A 15,576-nucleotide genomic window follows, 5' to 3' on the forward strand; every position below is an offset into this window, starting at 1 on the left:
CGGCCACCATCTATCGCTGTATCGAGCCAAACAGTGCCTTATGACACTTTCCTGTTCCGCTCAGCCGCACGACCCATAGCCTGCTCGACATCGAGCGCGGTTACGCGCCGCACCGCGTCCGCCCGCGTCCGCTCAGCGGTCGCCTGCGCGATGGCGGCCCGGCCATTGTTGAACACCGGGATCGGGATCGAGATCGCGAACACCGCGGCGGTGTCGTTGGTCGCTTCCAGTCGCCGCAGCGCCGGTCCGACGTTGATGTCGGGCACCCGATTGGCCCGAGCAAGCCGGATGCCGGCGTCGGCGATGGCCAGATCGGCATCGGCCGCCGCCAGCGCCAGCGTGCCTTGCGCACTTGGCGGGGCGACCGGCCCGAAGGTCGCGGCAGGGAGGCGATCGAGCAGTGTTACGTCCAGCGCGCCATCTATCGGACGACCGATCCGGCGCGCGAGATTGGTCCTGGCCGCCTCCGCAAGCCGCGTCAGCCGCTCGACGTTGGCATCCGCGTTGATCCGCGCCACGTCGGCGCGCTGCTGTTCGAGCGGCGATGCCCGGCCCGCCTGAACGCGGACCCCGGCGCCGCGCAGGACTTCCGCCGCGATCCGGGCTTGGTCGCGTGCCGTCGCCAAGCGGCGTTCGGCCGCGACCGCCTCGACATAGAGCTGCGTCACCTGCACGCGGATATCGGCCTCTGCGATCGCGGCTTGGAGCTGCGCCCGAGATAGCTGCGCGCCGGCGACGGCGACACGCGCGCTTCGCTTGCCGCCCAGCTCGATCGGGATCGCAACCCCGACCGTCGTTTCAGCGCTCCGCAGCCCCCGATAAGGCCCGGAACCCACGACATTCTCGACCTGACCCTGAAAGGTCGGATTGGGGCGGAGGCCCGCGACGGAGCGTCCAGCCTGTGCGGCTTCGATGCCCGCTGCTGCCGCCGCGTTGGCCGGTGCCGACCCACCTGCCGCCAACACGGCCTGATCGAGCGTGAAAGCCGGCATGGGCTGTGCCGATGTTGGCGCAGCCGGGACCGGCGCTTGTTGCGCCTGTGCTTGCGCCTGCGCGATCGATGCGCAGGACGCCGCAGCCAATACGGCCGCGATCAACTTTTTCATTATCTGGTGATCCTGACAAATTGCGTCGAGCCGGCTGATGCCGGCCAGCGGAAGATGTCAGGCGGTGGGCGGCCTCAGCCCAGGATCGACCAAGCGCGATGCGATGGCCGCGTCGGAACCGGCAAATGGGCGCATACCGCCGGCACGGGCCATCGCCGCCAGCTCATCGGTTGCGGGAAGGTTCAGCGACGGCCCATGGCATGTGCCGTGGTGGTGCGGAACGGCCTTATCAGAATCGCCCTGCGACTGATCGGCATCGCCTTCGCTATGCACGGCGCCGCTGCACTCGATCGTGATAGCGCCCGGTCTCTCCTGCGCGTGCACGGTTCCCGTCACCACCAGGGATGACGCGATCATGACAAGCAAAAGGGACCACAACTTACGCAGCATTGAGATTCGTTTAAGTGAAATGGCGCGCAAAGTCATCGTAGAACTTCCGGAGGAACCGATCGCGCCTCGCGCCACGCCGGGATGGCCTCCGTGATTTCGTCGCTGATGGTGGAGAGCGTCAGCGCAGCCAGCAGCAGCCATCCCCATCCCCGTCGAAATCTGAATGTCATCATGGAGCTTTCATGGCGGCTCAGCGCCAGAGGCGAAACCGCAATCGTGCCGCGCGGGATTCACGCCACATTCTATGTATGATAAAGGACATTATCACACATTCAGGGGACCATGATCGCCATGCCCGAGACGGCCTCGACACCGCCGCAGCGCCGCCCTGTCATCCGGACCGTAAGCTTCGATGAGGCCGGCGCGGCGATCGGCCGCTTGCTGCCGATCGCGCTGCCGCCCACGCGCGCGGCCGAGACCGGCGCGTCGGCCAAGGTCGCGGATTTTCTGTTGGCCTGGTGGAATGGCGACGAGTGCGGGCATTTCCCGATCCTGCATCTTTGCAACGTCGATGCCGTCATTGCCGAGGATATGCTGACGGTCATGGCCTATCTGGCGCAGGAGTCGACCACCTATGCCGATGCCTGGGGTTACCGCGACGCGATGCACGACCTTTGGGTGCGCTATCGCGGCGACCCCGCCGAGAGCGTTTAAACGTCTCCGAAGATCCACCGTAAAAAGGGATGCCGGCATGATCGAAAATGACGACGAGGCTTTTGCCGACAACTGCGCCGAGCGCGACCAGGCCAAGGCGCTGCGCGAGCAGGCGCGCGGGGGCGGGCTGCGTTTCGAGGTGTATCTACCCGGCGACATGGCCGATTGGCTGTTGGCGCAGGTCGAGCGGGGCCATTTCGTTGATCCGTCCGAGGCGGTGTTCGCGATCGTCCAGAACTTCATCGAGATGGAGCCGCACCGCGATTTGCGCGACGAGCTGTTGCGCCGGATATTGGACGAGTCGGTTGGACGCGGGCTTGAGGACGTGAAGGCGGGCCGCGTTCGTCCCGCCGATGAGGTGTTTGACGAATTGCGCCGGGAGCTGGCGAAGCCCCGCCGCGAGCCGGCCCGCTGGCAGAAGATCGCACGATGAACCAGCTCGCCCTCCTACCCTCGCCCGCGCTGGCGTTGCCGGCCTTGATCGCGGCGGCCGACGACGCCACGCGGCTGCGCTTCCTTGAGTTCTTCGCCGTCACCATCCGCAATCCGCATACGCGCCGTGCCTATGCGCGCGCGGCGGGCGACTTCCTGGCCTGGTGCGAGGCGCGCGGCGTTGCCTCTCTCGCTGGCGTGCAACCGCTCCACGTCGCGGCCTGGGTCGAGGCGCTGGGGCGCGAGCTGGCCGCGCCCAGCGTCAAGCAGCAGCTCGCCGGCGTGCGCCACCTGTTCGACTGGCTGGTAACGGGCCATATCGTGCCGGTGAATCCTGCCGGATCGGTGCGCGGGCCGGCGCATAGCCAGCGGCGCGGCAAGACGCCGGTGCTCGCCCCCGACGAGGCGCGGCGGCTGCTCGATACCATCGACGTGACGACGCCGGCGGGCCTGCGCGACCGCGCCCTGATTGGATTGATGGTCTATTCATTCGCACGGATCGGCGCGGCGCTCGCGATGCGGGTGGAGGACGTGTTCGTGCAGAATCGCAGGCTTTGGGTGCGCCTGCACGAGAAGGGCGGCAAGCGCCATGAAATGCCCTGCCACCACAACCTTGAGCATTATCTCGCTGAATATCTCGACGGGTGCGAGTTGCGCGAAGACCGCAAAGGGCCGCTGTTCCGCACGATCGCGCGCGGCACTAAGCGCCTCAGCGATACCCCCCTGCCCCAAGCCAATGCGTTCGCGATGGTGCGCCGGCGCGCGGGCGCGGCCGAGATCGGGACGGCGATCGGCAACCATTCGTTCCGCGCGACCGGGATCACCACCTATCTGAAAAACGGCGGCACGTTGGAGACGGCCGCGACGATGGCAAACCACAGCTCGACGCGCACCACCCAGCTTTACGACCGGAGACCCGATGACGTGACGCTGGACGAGGTGGAGCGGGTGTTGATCTAGGCGGCGATCGCCGGCGCACACGCCCAGCGGTCGCCATCCCAATGAAACCCTAGCCGCTGCGCGTTGCTGATCGCGGGCGGCTCGCCCTTGCGCCAGAAGGCGCGCATCTTGGCGCGCTCGTCCAGATCGGCGTCGGCGACGATCGCGCGCGCGGCCTGGATGAACTGCCCATGTCCGAACACATAGACGAGCGAAGCGGGCGGCATGGCCGCGAGGCGGGCCAGCGCCGCCTCGCAGCGCCCGAGCAAGGCGCGGAAACTCTCCGCCCCTTCCCCGTCGCAATAGTCCGGATCGGCCGCGCTCCAATAGCGTTCGAGGTGCGGCATCCGTTCGGCGCTGCGCGTGCCGTTCCAGCGCGCCGGTTGCAGATAGGTAAATTCTTCGATCGGCCACACTTCGACCGGCACGCCAGGAAAGCGCGCTATCGTCGGCGCGGCCGTCTGCCGGGTGCGGGTATAGGGCGACGTGACGATGAGCGCGGGCGCTTGCGTCCAGCTCGCCGCGACCTGGCGCGCTTGTTCGTGGCCGCGCTCCGTCAGCTCGATCGCCGCGAGATCATGGCACGGCACGCCGGCGTTGCCGGTGGATTCGCCGTGGCGGATGAAGATCGCCCGCATGTGCGTCATCTATCCGAATACCTCGCTATGCGAGCCAAGGCGCGCGAGGCGCAGCGTTTCGTCGTCGGGCTTGGCGTAGATCAGCACCAGATCGGGCTTGACGTGGCAATCGCGGTAGCCCGCCCAATCGCCGCTCAGATCATGGTCGCGGTATTTGGGATCAAGCGGCGTGTCGGTCGCGAGCGCGGCCAGGACAGGCAGAAGATCGGCATCGAGGGTCGCTCGATGCCGGCCCTTTGATTCCCGCTTGTAGTCGCGCTTGAACCGGGTCGAACGATCAATCGTCCGCACGGAGGTCCGCCATCAGCGCATCGACGCTGGCGAACTTGGTCCCCTTCCCCGCCGCCAGCTCTGCCATTGCCTCGCGTGTCGCGGCGTTCGGAACCTTGACCTCGAAAGGCAAGCGCCGTTCGTCGGCGATACGCAGCATCAACAGTCGGATAGCGTCGGAGATCGAAAGGCCCATCGCGCCCAGCGCGGCGGTGGCGCGTTCCTTCGTCGTATTGTCGATCCTGGCGCGGACATAGGTGTCGGAAACAGCCATTGGGATTTCCTTCTGAAAACGTAGTCCCAACGTAGTCACAAAATCTGATTTTGGCAATGGGTGCGGTGATTATGCGCCTGCCGCTGACGCGGCATCGTGGCTCTAGTCGCTCACGCTCCCCAAGCCCGCAAGCGGTCTTGGCCCAAGGTGACGATCCACATGGCGGAAGCGAGATCGCTGCGCGGATCTCGCGCAGCAATGCCGGCGTGCGCCGGCGCCGATCCTGTTTGAAGGGGGAAAGGCGGTCCCGGCCGCCTCTCCCCCGCAACGGGATAGACGGGCCGTGCCTCGCTACGCTGCGGCCGCTCCACCCCGTCGATTCCCGCTGCCCCCCTCTCCCGCCGGCGTTCTTGGGCGTCCGTGTTCCGGCCGATGGCATGGCCATCGCCGGACAGGCGATTTGAAGGGAGTAAAGACGATGACCCACGAAACCCGCGAAAGCTGGCTCAATGCCGTGGCGCAGGGCATGGCTCCGCTGTTCGAGGCGCTGGACGCCCCCCTGCCCGACCGCGTGCGCGTGGCGATCGGCTTCACCAGTAGAGGCGCGAAGGGCAAGGCGATCGGTGAGTGCTGGGACAACCGGCTCAGCGCGGACGGGCATTTTGAAATCTTCATCCGCCCGGACCTAGCGCATGCGCCTGACGCCATGCCCGCGCAGATCGCCGCCATCCTCGCCCACGAGCTGGTCCATGCCGCTGTCGGCATCCCGGCAGGGCATGGGAAGGCGTTTAAACGGGTCGCGCTTGGGCTGGGCCTTGTCGGGCCGATGCGCGCCACCACTCCCGGCGACGCCTTACTTGCGGCCATCGCACCGATCCTTGAGGCCGCTGGCTCCCTCCCCCATGCCCATCTCGACACCGGCGGGGAGTCGACCGCGCCCAAGAAGCAGAAAACCCGGATGCTGAAATGCGAGTGCGCGACGTGCGGCTATACTGTGAGGACCGCGCGCAAGTGGCTGGAATTGGCCGGAGCGCCGCTTTGCCCGATTGAAGGGCACGGGATCATGCAGCATGAGCCGCTGGACGCCGACGATGACGAGGGTGGTTAAGCGTCCTCCCCCTGCCCCTTTCATTCAGGCACGGCTTGCACTATGCCCACATGCAAACATGCGGTCATGTAAGGATATTCACATGCCAACAATCGCCATTATCAGCCAGAAGGGTGGTGCGGGGAAAACCACCCTCGCCCTGCATCTGGCCGCCGCCGCCGAGGATGCTGGCCATACCGCGCTGGTGATCGACCTCGACCCGCAGGCGACAGCGAGCCAGTGGGCGGCGTGGCGCAAGGATGCGCCCCCGGTCGTGATCGACAGCGCCCCCCCTCGCCTTGCCGCCAAGATCGAGCAGGCGAGGGCGCAAGGCGCAGCGTTCATCGTGATCGACACCCCGCCCCATGCCGACAGCGCCGCCAGCGCCGCCGTCGAGGCGGCCGACCTGGTGCTGATCCCATGTCGGCCGAGCGCGTTCGACCTGGCCGCGATCAAGACGACCGCCAGCCTTGTGAAGATGCGCGGCAAGCCCGCTTTCGTGATCTTCACGGCGGGAAGCCCGACCGCGCCGCGCATGTATGAGGAAGCGACGCAGCTTGTGCAGGATTATGGGCTGGACGCCTGCCCGCACCGTGTTGCGGATCGTGCCGCGTTCCGTCACGCGGCGGCCGAGGGGAAAACCGCGATGGAGATCGAGCCGGACGGCAAGGCGGCAGACGAGGTGCGCCAGCTTTACAAGTGGACATGCGAGCATGTAAACATGCAAGCATCAACGAAGCGGAGGGCCAGCGCATGAGCCGGAAGGGATCATTGCTTGCATTGCGGGATCGCGATCCCGCACCAACGCCGGCGTCGACCGAGCCGGAGGGAAGGGCGGCCGCGCTGACCGCCCGCAGCACTGGCGTAGGCACCGGCAGCAGTTCGAGCAGCAGCCCGGTTGCGCCGAGCCGTCAGGGCAAGAAGGCGATGACGGGCTATTTCAGCCCGGAAATGTCGTTCGCCATGCACATGACCGCCCGCAAGCACGGCATGAGCTTGCAGGACGCGATGGCCGAGGCGTTCAACGACTGGCTCCGAAAGATGGGGGAAAGTCCTGTAGGCAAGTGAGCATGTTCACATGCAAACATATAGCTTAGGGGAAAACTCATGCCGTGCTAATCGTGTCCGCCATCTTCGCACTGGTGATGATCGGATTGTCCATCCGGGCAAACGCCCGTTTCCGGCAGGAAAGGAACTGCCGATGCAATAGCGGCTTTCACGATCAGAGCCGCTTTCCAATTTGGTGAATTGGTCCGCACCTCGCGTTCTAGCTCTCAGCTTCACGCCCTTCCTTGCGATCTGTGTGCTGGGGCTGTTCAATGTTGCAGCGATGACCCTAACGCCGAGGCCGGGGCAGGAGGGGATGCTGTTACCGTCCCTGATCTTTATTGGAGGCGCGTTCGTGGCGGCCCATGTTTTCCACCTTTGGTTGATCGGAAGGAGCCTGGGCCGAAGTTAAACTCAATGTCGTCATGTTCACATGCAAACATGGCAGTTAACGCCACGACACTGTCCTATTGCCGCCACGATTTTCGGCGAAGCAATCACGCCATGGTAGTTATTAGGCCCAGTCGGCCCGAAGCTGCGATTTTGGCCAGGTTGAAGAACGAACACTGAACGCTTGATTGATTCTACCAGGACCGTTGCTGACCACCGACCTCGTAGATATCGGCTTCCATGGAGCAATTGTAGCTCTCTGCGATGTTGAACATCTCGGAGAGGAGGCTTTGGATTTCCTCATCAAGGGAAATGCCATCCGGATCGGGGTCATAGGCGACGGTCAGTTTGTAATCACAATTGCCGTTTTTTACCATGGCGTAGTCGCGTTCCAGCATCGCCTCAATCCGCTCCCGAGCGGGTTTTCTACCTCTTCCACGCTTGTTGAAGTTCTCGATAATCAGATGCAGGGCGATGCTGGCAGTGGGCGGCTTTTCCGGCAGTTTGGTCTGTGACGGAATAATGTCGAGCGCCCGATAGACGGTCATTCGTGAGACCTTCAGGTCGCGGGCAACGCGGGCCTTGCTGGCGCCGGCGGCAAGGCGACGGCGGATTTCATCGTCATCGACGTTCTTCTTCCGGCCTTTGTAAACGCCTTCGGCGCGCGCCGCTTCGATCCCGGCGCGCTGACGATCCTTGATGAACTTCAGCTCCATATCGGCGACCATGCCGAGTATGGTGATGACCATTCGCCCCATGTCGCCCGCCGTCGTCACCTCTGGCTCAAGGATGCGCAGCGAAGCTCCCTTTTCATCAAGCTCATGCACCAGGTTCAGGACATCGCGCGTGGAGCGGCCGAGCCGGTCGAGCCGCAGCACGACCAGCTCGTCGCCGGTGTGCATAAACTGCATGATCGTTTCCAGTTCCGTGCGCCCGCTCCGCGAGGCCCCCGATCCGGTCTCGGAACGGATAATTTCGCAACCTGCATTCTTGAGGCGGCCAATCTGGATATCCAGATCCTGGTCCGTGGTGCTGACGCGGGCATATCCGATACGAGCCAAGTGCAAAATCCGTCACATTAGGGTGGCTCTTGCAGTGTATCGTCACATTGAGCGCAAACCCACCCTTTTGTGACAGACGAATGGTGTCACTCGGCCCTATCACTCTGGGGTGTACCCAAATGTTATAGGCCGATCAGCCGCCTCACGCTGCAAGCCGTCCAAAATCAATCCGGTCGTTCAGGTCGAGGTCGAAGCGGCCATAAGGGTTCACATGACTGTAGATCAACGGCGTGAGACCACGATAATCTTCCGGCGTCATCCGCCCCGCCCACTTCGGCTCAACCAGTACGGTCTGAAGCATGCGGGTGTTCACATACACCAGCGACGCTTGCAGGAGGTGTAGCGCCAGAACGGAGATTTCCTGCTCATGGATGCGGTTGGTGGCGATCTCGCCGCCCTTGCCGAAGAACACGAAACCATTAGCGCCGTTCCAGTTCTCAACCACATTCAGCCCTTCGTGGATCTCGCGGCGGAATGCCTCCTGACGCAAATACCGGCATAGGAAGATTGTTTTGACCGCGCGGCCGAGTTCACTCAGCGCCTTGTAGGTCGGGTGCATCACTTCGGCTCTGGCAAACCGGAGCAGGATCGCTTCCGGATCGGCGGTGCGCGATTGCATGGCAGCGGCATATTTGACCATTTCGTCATATTGTTGCTCGATCTCGTCCCAGTCGATCGGGCTGGAGAGGATCGGCAGTAAATTGGAAAGCCGCGTGCGCATGCCGGCTTGGGGAAGGGCCAGTTTCTGGCGTGCCACTGCTTTCAGCCGCGGGGCAAGCTCAAATCCAAGGAGTCGGCAGAACGCAAAGCCGACTGCGCTCTGGCCGTGGCTATCGACGTACTGGCGCTGGATTTCCATGTCGGTGCAATGGCGTAGCACGCCTTCGATCATGGAGGCGACCTCCGAGGAAGAGCACCGCTTGAGCTGGGAATAAACGCAGGTCGCGCGCTTCTCCACATGCCAGTAGATCATGACGCCACGGCCGCCATAGCGGGCGTGCCATTCCGTCATCAGGTTGCGGTCCCACGCGCCGAACTTCGTTGAATCGGACGCGCATGCCGTGCCCGCATCTCCCCATACTGCGGCATTGCGGATTGCCAGTGTCGCGTTTGCTACCCGCGCGCACGCCTCCCTCAGCGCTGGCGCGTGGATGAAACGGCGATGGACATGCAGCAATTCCTCGTAACTGACATCGGGTGTTGCGCCAGCGACCCGCTTGAGCCCGGCGTTCGTGCCCAAGCCATAGAGACACAGCAAAAGACGCTGAGCCAAGGCTGCTTTCGACAGGGTAACCCGCGAGGCCGACGTTTCGAAAGCATCCATCAATCCCGTGTCCAGAGCAGCCTCTTTCAACACGTCCAGCAGTCCGGTCATCGGCCAGCGCTGACCGATCTCGCTTTTGATCGAAGCGAGACCCTTCGGTTCGGGCAAGGGCTTGAACGGTGTAATCGATATCCGGTTGTCGCCGCGCCACAGGAGCCGGACCTTGTCGTTTTGTGGAATATTGGCATTGAGGAGCAACAGTTCCCGTTCAAGCTCCTCCCGGATCGAGGCGCAAAACGCCTGCGCATCTGGCGTCAGGCTGAGGCCGGAATAGTACGCATCTCGCCTGATCTCGAAGTCCTTGGGAAGATCGTCATCGGGATTGCGATAGCGATCCGCCCCGACCACCCAGATTTCTTTGGAGCGGATGCGGTCGCGCAGTTGCGTCAGGACGCAAAGCTCATAGCTGATCCGGTTTACCCGCCCATCGTCATCAATGACGGAACTGCGCCATCGCGCTGGAATCACCTCATCGATCGGAACATCCTGCAATGGCACGAAGCGGCATCCGCCATCCACCTTGCTCCTGATCCAGTCGAGGGCCGCCAGGACCGGCCGCCACACCGCGTTGTTCGACCGGAACTCAAGTACGGAAAGCAGGCTTGGCAGCATGCGCCGGTAATGATTGGCCCAGGAACCACGCATCACCTTGTAGATGCGCCGGTCCAGAGCGCCCTTCGCATGGCTCTCCTTGACGATCGCCGCCAGCTTGGCCTTACCGGCGATCGGGAAAATGACATCGCAGATGCGCCCCGATGGTTCATTGATCGAGGCGCTGGCGATCTCGACCAGCAGGCGCTCCTTTCCATAGACCCGCTCGATGTCTTTCGCGATATCGCCCACCACCTTGCGTTTCGAGCGCGTTCCGATCTTGTGAACGGTTTCGATCAGCAGGTCGATCATCGCGTCAGTGAGTTGCGCCTCCCGCGACATTAGATAAATCGCATAAAGGCCGAGCTGTCGCGCCGGCGCATGCCGGCGCATCTCCGAGGCCTTTTCACCGGCAACGCGGCGAACAATCTGATCGACCCATGGCTTGCCCGTAGCCGTCAGGAGATCATGGGGAAGATCAAGTCTCTGGATAAAGGCGAGTTTCTCGGTCACGTCGAGAATGTTGTCGAGCGTTGCCTGTCCGGCGTCACCCTTCATCCTGTTGAATCCGGTCGAGCTGTCCGGATCGGCAAGCGAGGCTTCCAATAACGCCACCGCATCTGACGAAAGCCGATCACTGGTTCCGATCAGCCAGGTGTCCAGATAATCTTGCCGTTGTGAGCGAACGACACGTTCAAGCTCCTTGCGCGACGGCCCATAAATACGCCGGTCCCGGCACCACAGGAAAACATGCTCAAGCATGGCATTGATCGACTGGCCGCCCGGGCACAGCTCGCCAGCAATCCATTCCGTCAATTGCGCGCGATCCACCCGCTTCATGCGGTGATATCCAAGATGGATCAGGATCTCCGCACAATGCCGTCGTGCTGTCCGACTGGAAAAGTCATAACCGGCTATCTCGCCAGCCTCGACACCGAGTTGCTCGGCCAGATACGAGAGGCCATCGGTAGGGATTGAGCCGGGATCGATCGCGAAAAACCCCAGGGAAGCGAAGAATTTCAGCTGCGCGGCGAGGCCAAGGCGCGTCAGGGCCGGCTTCGAATTTACAAAATCAATATCGGCAAAGCTCAGGCTCCATCGTCCGATCAAATCCCCGCCCGGAATACTCCGATCCATCAACCCACTCCCTATGATGGAGCGAACTGTCCTCTTCTATGATTTCCATCGTCAATACCGAATGCCACGTTCCCAAAACGTTCTCCGACTTGGCCAAAATCGCAGCTTGGGGCCGACTGGGCCAGGAAGTGACCTTCCGCTTCCCGAACAAGCAGTAGGCTGAAAATGAGATTTCTTGTCATCGCAGCATTAGCCGTTGCCGGTTGTCATGCAGCCTCCGACAACGGCCAAAAGCAGGCCGTAGAACAGACGCCGAAACATCCTTGGAAGAAGCTCCCCGATGGGAGTTGGGGTTGGTTGGAGGCGTCGCCGAGCGAGAAATTCGCGAACGAACAGGCCGAGCGGTGCTGGCCGAGTAAGGGCCGGTGGGATTGCTTGAGCGCATCGACGCTGGTCCAGGTCGGCGACATGGAACCGCCTACGGTCTTCGCGAGCCGGTATATCAAAGCCCGTTACACCGATCCGGCAATCGGTATTGGAGACGATGCCGTTCGAGGCGGCTACTCCTGCCAATCCATCAATGGCAAGATGATCCGAGAAAGCATCTTTCAGAACGGACAGGGTGGCGCGTCTCACTCCCTCCAGACCAATGACGTTTTAGTCGGTCAACAGGGCGGCGGCGTGGTTTGGTCACCGGATTTCGTAGTCCGTTACATGAGAGAAAATAGCGTCGAACCCACCCTTCGCTACCTCGATTGTCTTCACGTCACCACGATGGTCGTTGAGAACAGCTTGGCAACAATCAACACGACTTCCCTCAAATATGGAATGATGACGGGGCGTGACGATGTAATGCTTTACGACATGGAGGGACGTAAGGAGGAACCCTGAACATTTACAGGTGGCGGGCCGCATCCATGCGCTGATGCAGGATACGGATAACGGCGATGCCGTAGCTGGTCAGCCGAAAATAGATGACATGCTGCTCGACGCCCCGCCGCCGATAACCGGGCCGGATATTGGCGCAGCCCTGCGCCTGCTGCGGCGCTTCGGCCAGATTGGCGCAAGCGGCTTCGATGAGGTCGGTGTAGCGCATCGCCTGGGACAAATCCCAATGCGCCACGGTGTAGTCGAATATCGTGTCGAGGTCGCGCTGCGCTCTCGGACTAAGCCGGTATTCAGCCATGCTGCTCGGCTTTGCGCCGCTTGAACGCAGCGAAATCGAACAGCTCCGGCTCCCCACTCTGCTCACCCTCGATCAGCGCCTGACGAATACTCTCGATCTCGAGTCCGCGCTCCTGCTCACGCCGGATGAGGTCGCGGATCGCCTCGCTGTCGTTGGTGTAGCTGCCTGCGTCGATCTGGGCGGCAATCCATGAATTTTGCTGTTCGGTTAGGGTAATGGTCTTGCGCACGGTCGCCATATTAGCCTCCATGAATCATACTATTGGTGCGTTTTAGCATACGCTATGATGCTTTCAAAGCTGCTACCGCCCGAACCCGATAGCCGGCCCATCGCGGTCATGCCCGCGCTGGCGTTGTCGCTGTCGATCGCGCTCGTCCTGACCATGATCGAGCGCCGGCGTCTGTTCTCGCCGGGGTGACTGGTCGAGCGCCGGTAGCGCATCGAACCCGTCGCCGGCACTAGTCTGCAACCCCGCCCGCATCGTCCGCGCCGCGCCCTGCACCAGGCTCGCCATGCCATGCGCCGCCAGCTCGGCTTGGTCGCGCACCCGCTGCCCCATCTCCTGCAGCCACTCCCGCCCGCGCTCGAGATAGACCCCCAGCCCGCGCTTCTCCTCGATCGCCTCGTTCATCTGCCCGCGCGGAGTGACAGCGTGCGGCTCCTCGCCGGCCGCGATCTGCTCGCGCTCGGCGCGACGCTCGATCGCGGCTGACGCATGGCCCATCTTCACGGTCGGCTCCATCTCGACGCCCTGACGGGCATAGCTGCGATGATCGACCCGCTCGGCAACCTGCGCCAGTTCTAGCGCATCGTTGACCTGCGCCGCCCAGCTCGCCCGGATCTCCTCCACCTCGATCGACGCTGACGATCGCACGTCGAGCTGGCGCGTCTTCGCCCCCAGCCCCTGCGCGTCCACCATCCGCGTCGTCGTCATGACATGCGCATGGTGGTTGCGATCGTCGCCGTAATCATGGGGGGCATGGATAGCCGCATCGACCGCCACCCCGTAGCGGTCGCGGATATCCTCCGCGAAAGCACGAACCAGGTCGCGGCGCTGGCCGGCGTCTAGCTCGGCCGGCAGCGCCAGCTCATACTCCCGCGCCACCTTGGCGTCCTTGCGCTTCTCCGCCGCCTCCGCTGCGTTCCACAGCGCGGAGCGGTCCTGCGCCCACTCCGCACCTTCCGGCGCAACGATGAACGTATCCTCGACACCGCCCCGCCGCGTATAGTCATGCACCAGGCCGTCGCGCTCGTTTTCGAGGCAGACGCCGGCACGATACGCGACCGCCGCGACCGCGCTGCCCCCACTCCCGAATCTGTCGAACTGGCGAAGAAGCGTCTTGCCCAGGCCAAGGCTCGCCTCGATGCGCTCAACGCCCGGATCGCCACCGAAGGCCGTCGCCTCGATACCCGCCGCAAGATCATCTTGGGTGGCCTGCTACTCGATGCCGCCACCAAGGATCAGCGGTTCGCCGGCATCGTCACCGAGCTGACCCACCGCATCAGCCGCGATCAGGACAGGAAACCGTTCGAGGGGTGGACACTGCCCGGGGAGGACCGCTGATGGACCGCGACCGCGACGACGATCCCCGCCGCCCGGTAGAACGCGGAAGGGGGCGTGATCTGCTCGGGTCCGATCGCCACGATCCCCCGACCGGCAAGTTCGACCCGGCCGAGTTCGACATGCCCACCGACCCACCGCCCTCTGCTGCCGGTCGCGCGCGCGGTGCCGCCGACGCCGCCCAGGCGCACAGCTTCTTCTCCCACCTCGATACCAACATCCAGCGCATCCTTGCCGGTTTCGGCACCCTGCGCGACCTGGTGACCGACGTGCGCGCCAGCCTCGCCGATGCCGCCGCCAGGGACGCACAGCGCGCCGAGGATGAGGAAGCCCGCGACACGGCCATAGCGGCCCGCCTGGTCGATCCTGCGGTTCTGGCAGCCCGTGCGGAGGCTGGAGCGCGCCATGGGGCCGCAGACGGCCTTGCCGGGGCGGGAGAGACCCTGCGGCGTCGGATCGATGCTGACACGGCCGCGCACGCCGCCCTGAACGATCGTCTTGCCGCCGATGCCGCCGATCGCCGCGTCCATGAGCTGCGCCGGCGCCGGTGGGACAGGTGGTGGAACGGCGCGCTCGCCGGCTTCGCCCTGCTGGTGCCTGTTGCGCTGGGCTACGGCTATCACCTCGGGAACGGGGCCGGTGAAGCATCGGGCTATGCCCGCGCCCGCGACGAGGTAGCTGCGGCCAGCTGGGCGAACACCGTCAACGGCAAGCTCGCCCGGCAGCTCGACCAGACCAGCACTTCCACCATCCCCCTCATCGCGAACTGCTCGGGCAAGGGATGGAGTAAAACCAAACAGGACGGTCAGCGCGTTTGCTACGCCGCGCCGACCACAGGATGGTACAGGCCTTGAGCTTCGATGATCGCACCCGCACCTGGCAGCTCATCATGACCGGCGATGATCTCCGGCACATCACGCTCGAAACCCAAGCCGACATGGCGCGGCTGCTCGACCTCGATCCTTCGATTTCGCACCTGACGCTCGAAATCGGCGACGGTCGCGTCCACGTCGCCCGCGACTGGCCAAGCGACCAGTACGAGGATGCCGATCGCCTGATCGATCGCATTGCCGCCTCGGGCGTGTCCGCGGTCGTTGTCCACGATGGCAACGGCAAACCCCCTCGCCGCGTGACGACCGCCGAATGATCGCGGACCGTCCTCGCTCCCAACTCCTTCCTCGCCAAGCTAGCGGCCGATAGGCCGCCTCTGTGACGGCGTAGCCGGCACGCACCATCGGCGTATCGGCCTTTGGCCGATTCCATCTAAATCTCCTCCGTTCCGCGCGCGGTGATTCATGATTCTAGATTCTATGATTCAAGGGGGTCGCATCCCACTGATTTTAAAGGCCGATTCCAGCCTATTATGAGGAATGGGGTGGGGTATCATGAGTTTTGGGGTGGGGTATCGTGAGAAATGGGGTGGGGTATCGTGAGAAATGGGGTGGGGTATCGTGAGAAATGGGGTGCGTGAAGTGAGGAGCTAGCCGCGCTCATCTCATGATACTTGACCGTGTTGTCGCATCGAACGATTGTTGTCGCGTAGCCCTTAATTGTGAGATGAGAAATCCAACGAAATCAACGGCCTTGCTTTGCCCTTAAATATGATATT

At 63.3% G+C, this 15,576-nt stretch carries 19 protein-coding genes and 1 pseudogene; 10 read left to right on the forward strand and 10 right to left on the reverse strand.

The features are described from left to right. Positions 1-74 precede the first annotated feature (74 nt). Positions 75-1,106 (reverse strand): annotated as a pseudogene (locus tag KIH45_RS18280) (TolC family protein); the annotation flags it as partial. A gap of 57 nt (positions 1,107-1,163) precedes the next feature. Next, positions 1,164-1,532, reverse strand: coding sequence for a hypothetical protein (locus KIH45_RS18285; RefSeq protein ID WP_158305177.1), 369 nt, complete (start codon positions 1,530-1,532; stop codon positions 1,164-1,166). Between the two features lie 255 nt (positions 1,533-1,787). On the opposite strand from KIH45_RS18285, the gene KIH45_RS18290 reads away from it, so the two are divergent. Genes KIH45_RS18290 through KIH45_RS18300 form a run of 3 tightly spaced genes read left to right on the forward strand, consistent with a single transcriptional unit; the run spans position 1,788 to position 3,542 of the window. Next, positions 1,788-2,150, forward strand: coding sequence for a DUF7673 family protein (locus tag KIH45_RS18290; protein WP_041380198.1), 363 nt, complete (start codon positions 1,788-1,790; stop codon positions 2,148-2,150). A 37-nt stretch (positions 2,151-2,187) separates the two neighbouring features. Continuing rightward, positions 2,188-2,583 carry a CopG family transcriptional regulator gene (locus KIH45_RS18295; RefSeq protein WP_041380118.1) on the forward strand — a complete coding sequence of 132 codons (396 nt, stop codon included), beginning with the start codon at positions 2,188-2,190 and terminating at the stop codon, positions 2,581-2,583. Continuing rightward, complete coding sequence (locus KIH45_RS18300) at positions 2,580-3,542, forward strand: tyrosine-type recombinase/integrase (protein WP_041380120.1); 963 nt, start codon at positions 2,580-2,582, stop codon at positions 3,540-3,542. The genes KIH45_RS18295 and KIH45_RS18300 overlap by 4 nt, the downstream gene beginning before the upstream one ends. On the opposite strand, the gene KIH45_RS18305 is transcribed toward KIH45_RS18300, so the two are convergent. The 3 genes from KIH45_RS18305 to KIH45_RS18315 are packed head-to-tail and all read right to left on the reverse strand — an operon-like array spanning position 3,539 to position 4,703. Then, positions 3,539-4,159 carry a histidine phosphatase family protein gene (locus KIH45_RS18305; RefSeq protein ID WP_019086510.1) on the reverse strand — a complete coding sequence of 207 codons (621 nt, stop codon included), beginning with the start codon at positions 4,157-4,159 and terminating at the stop codon, positions 3,539-3,541. The genes KIH45_RS18300 and KIH45_RS18305 overlap by 4 nt on opposite strands. A 9-nt stretch (positions 4,160-4,168) precedes the next feature. Beyond that, positions 4,169-4,450 (reverse strand): type II toxin-antitoxin system YafQ family toxin, encoded by a 282-nt coding sequence (locus KIH45_RS18310; protein ID WP_004212931.1) that lies wholly within the window; start codon positions 4,448-4,450, stop codon positions 4,169-4,171. After that, the gene (locus tag KIH45_RS18315; protein ID WP_011950390.1) at positions 4,437-4,703 is read right to left on the reverse strand and encodes a type II toxin-antitoxin system RelB/DinJ family antitoxin; all 267 of its coding nucleotides are present in this window, start codon (positions 4,701-4,703) and stop codon (positions 4,437-4,439) included. Before KIH45_RS18315 ends, KIH45_RS18310 begins: the two co-directional genes overlap by 14 nt. A gap of 418 nt (positions 4,704-5,121) precedes the next feature. Between KIH45_RS18315 and KIH45_RS18320 the strand changes: the two genes are divergently transcribed. From KIH45_RS18320 to KIH45_RS18330, 3 genes are all read left to right on the forward strand, one after another. Then, positions 5,122-5,751 carry a transcription elongation protein SprT gene (locus tag KIH45_RS18320; protein WP_011950391.1) on the forward strand — a complete coding sequence of 210 codons (630 nt, stop codon included), beginning with the start codon at positions 5,122-5,124 and terminating at the stop codon, positions 5,749-5,751. 82 nt (positions 5,752-5,833) lie between these two features. Further along, positions 5,834-6,487: a ParA family partition ATPase gene (gene parA / locus KIH45_RS18325; RefSeq protein WP_011950392.1), complete on the forward strand. Its 654-nt coding sequence runs from the start codon at positions 5,834-5,836 to the stop codon at positions 6,485-6,487. Next, positions 6,484-6,798: a ribbon-helix-helix domain-containing protein gene (locus tag KIH45_RS18330; protein WP_011950393.1), complete on the forward strand. Its 315-nt coding sequence runs from the start codon at positions 6,484-6,486 to the stop codon at positions 6,796-6,798. The genes parA and KIH45_RS18330 overlap by 4 nt, the downstream gene beginning before the upstream one ends. A 563-nt stretch (positions 6,799-7,361) precedes the next feature. Here the strand turns inward: KIH45_RS18330 and KIH45_RS18335 are convergent. Together KIH45_RS18335 and KIH45_RS18340 are read right to left on the reverse strand one after the other, a co-directional pair. Continuing rightward, positions 7,362-8,228: a recombinase family protein gene (locus tag KIH45_RS18335; RefSeq protein ID WP_006953933.1), complete on the reverse strand. Its 867-nt coding sequence runs from the start codon at positions 8,226-8,228 to the stop codon at positions 7,362-7,364. A gap of 142 nt (positions 8,229-8,370) precedes the next feature. Then, positions 8,371-11,280 carry a Tn3 family transposase gene (locus KIH45_RS18340; protein ID WP_048938210.1) on the reverse strand — a complete coding sequence of 970 codons (2,910 nt, stop codon included), beginning with the start codon at positions 11,278-11,280 and terminating at the stop codon, positions 8,371-8,373. A gap of 165 nt (positions 11,281-11,445) precedes the next feature. Here KIH45_RS18340 and KIH45_RS18345 point away from each other — a divergent pair, with 165 nt between their 5' ends. After that, positions 11,446-12,111: a hypothetical protein gene (locus KIH45_RS18345; RefSeq protein ID WP_066771020.1), complete on the forward strand. Its 666-nt coding sequence runs from the start codon at positions 11,446-11,448 to the stop codon at positions 12,109-12,111. Positions 12,112-12,115: 4 nt separating this feature from the next. Here KIH45_RS18345 and KIH45_RS18350 read toward each other — a convergent pair whose 3' ends face one another. The 3 genes from KIH45_RS18350 to mobQ all read right to left on the reverse strand — a co-directional run bounded on the left by KIH45_RS18350 (position 12,116) and on the right by mobQ (position 13,754). Further along, positions 12,116-12,406 carry a type II toxin-antitoxin system RelE/ParE family toxin gene (locus KIH45_RS18350; RefSeq protein ID WP_066609359.1) on the reverse strand — a complete coding sequence of 97 codons (291 nt, stop codon included), beginning with the start codon at positions 12,404-12,406 and terminating at the stop codon, positions 12,116-12,118. Beyond that, positions 12,399-12,644, reverse strand: coding sequence for a type II toxin-antitoxin system ParD family antitoxin (locus KIH45_RS18355; RefSeq protein WP_066609365.1), 246 nt, complete (start codon positions 12,642-12,644; stop codon positions 12,399-12,401). The genes KIH45_RS18350 and KIH45_RS18355 overlap by 8 nt, the downstream gene beginning before the upstream one ends. Positions 12,645-12,707: 63 nt before the next feature. Further along, on the reverse strand, positions 12,708-13,754 hold the full coding sequence (mobQ, locus tag KIH45_RS18360; protein ID WP_066771022.1) for a MobQ family relaxase: 1,047 nt from the start codon (positions 13,752-13,754) through the stop codon (positions 12,708-12,710). Here mobQ and KIH45_RS18365 point away from each other — a divergent pair. From KIH45_RS18365 to KIH45_RS18375, 3 genes are read left to right on the forward strand one after another with little or no spacing between them, the layout of a single operon-like run. Next, on the forward strand, positions 13,638-13,970 hold the full coding sequence (locus tag KIH45_RS18365; protein WP_225900038.1) for a mobilization protein: 333 nt from the start codon (positions 13,638-13,640) through the stop codon (positions 13,968-13,970). The genes mobQ and KIH45_RS18365 overlap by 117 nt on opposite strands. Continuing rightward, on the forward strand, positions 13,943-14,821 hold the full coding sequence (locus KIH45_RS18370) for a hypothetical protein (protein ID WP_188713495.1): 879 nt from the start codon (positions 13,943-13,945) through the stop codon (positions 14,819-14,821). The genes KIH45_RS18365 and KIH45_RS18370 overlap by 28 nt, the downstream gene beginning before the upstream one ends. After that, positions 14,818-15,114 carry a hypothetical protein gene (locus KIH45_RS18375; RefSeq protein ID WP_083217030.1) on the forward strand — a complete coding sequence of 99 codons (297 nt, stop codon included), beginning with the start codon at positions 14,818-14,820 and terminating at the stop codon, positions 15,112-15,114. The genes KIH45_RS18370 and KIH45_RS18375 overlap by 4 nt, the downstream gene beginning before the upstream one ends. Positions 15,115-15,576: the final 462 nt, after the last annotated feature.

The organism is Croceicoccus gelatinilyticus (genome assembly GCF_018398395.1).
Taxonomy (GTDB): Bacteria; Pseudomonadota; Alphaproteobacteria; order Sphingomonadales; family Sphingomonadaceae; genus Croceicoccus; species Croceicoccus gelatinilyticus.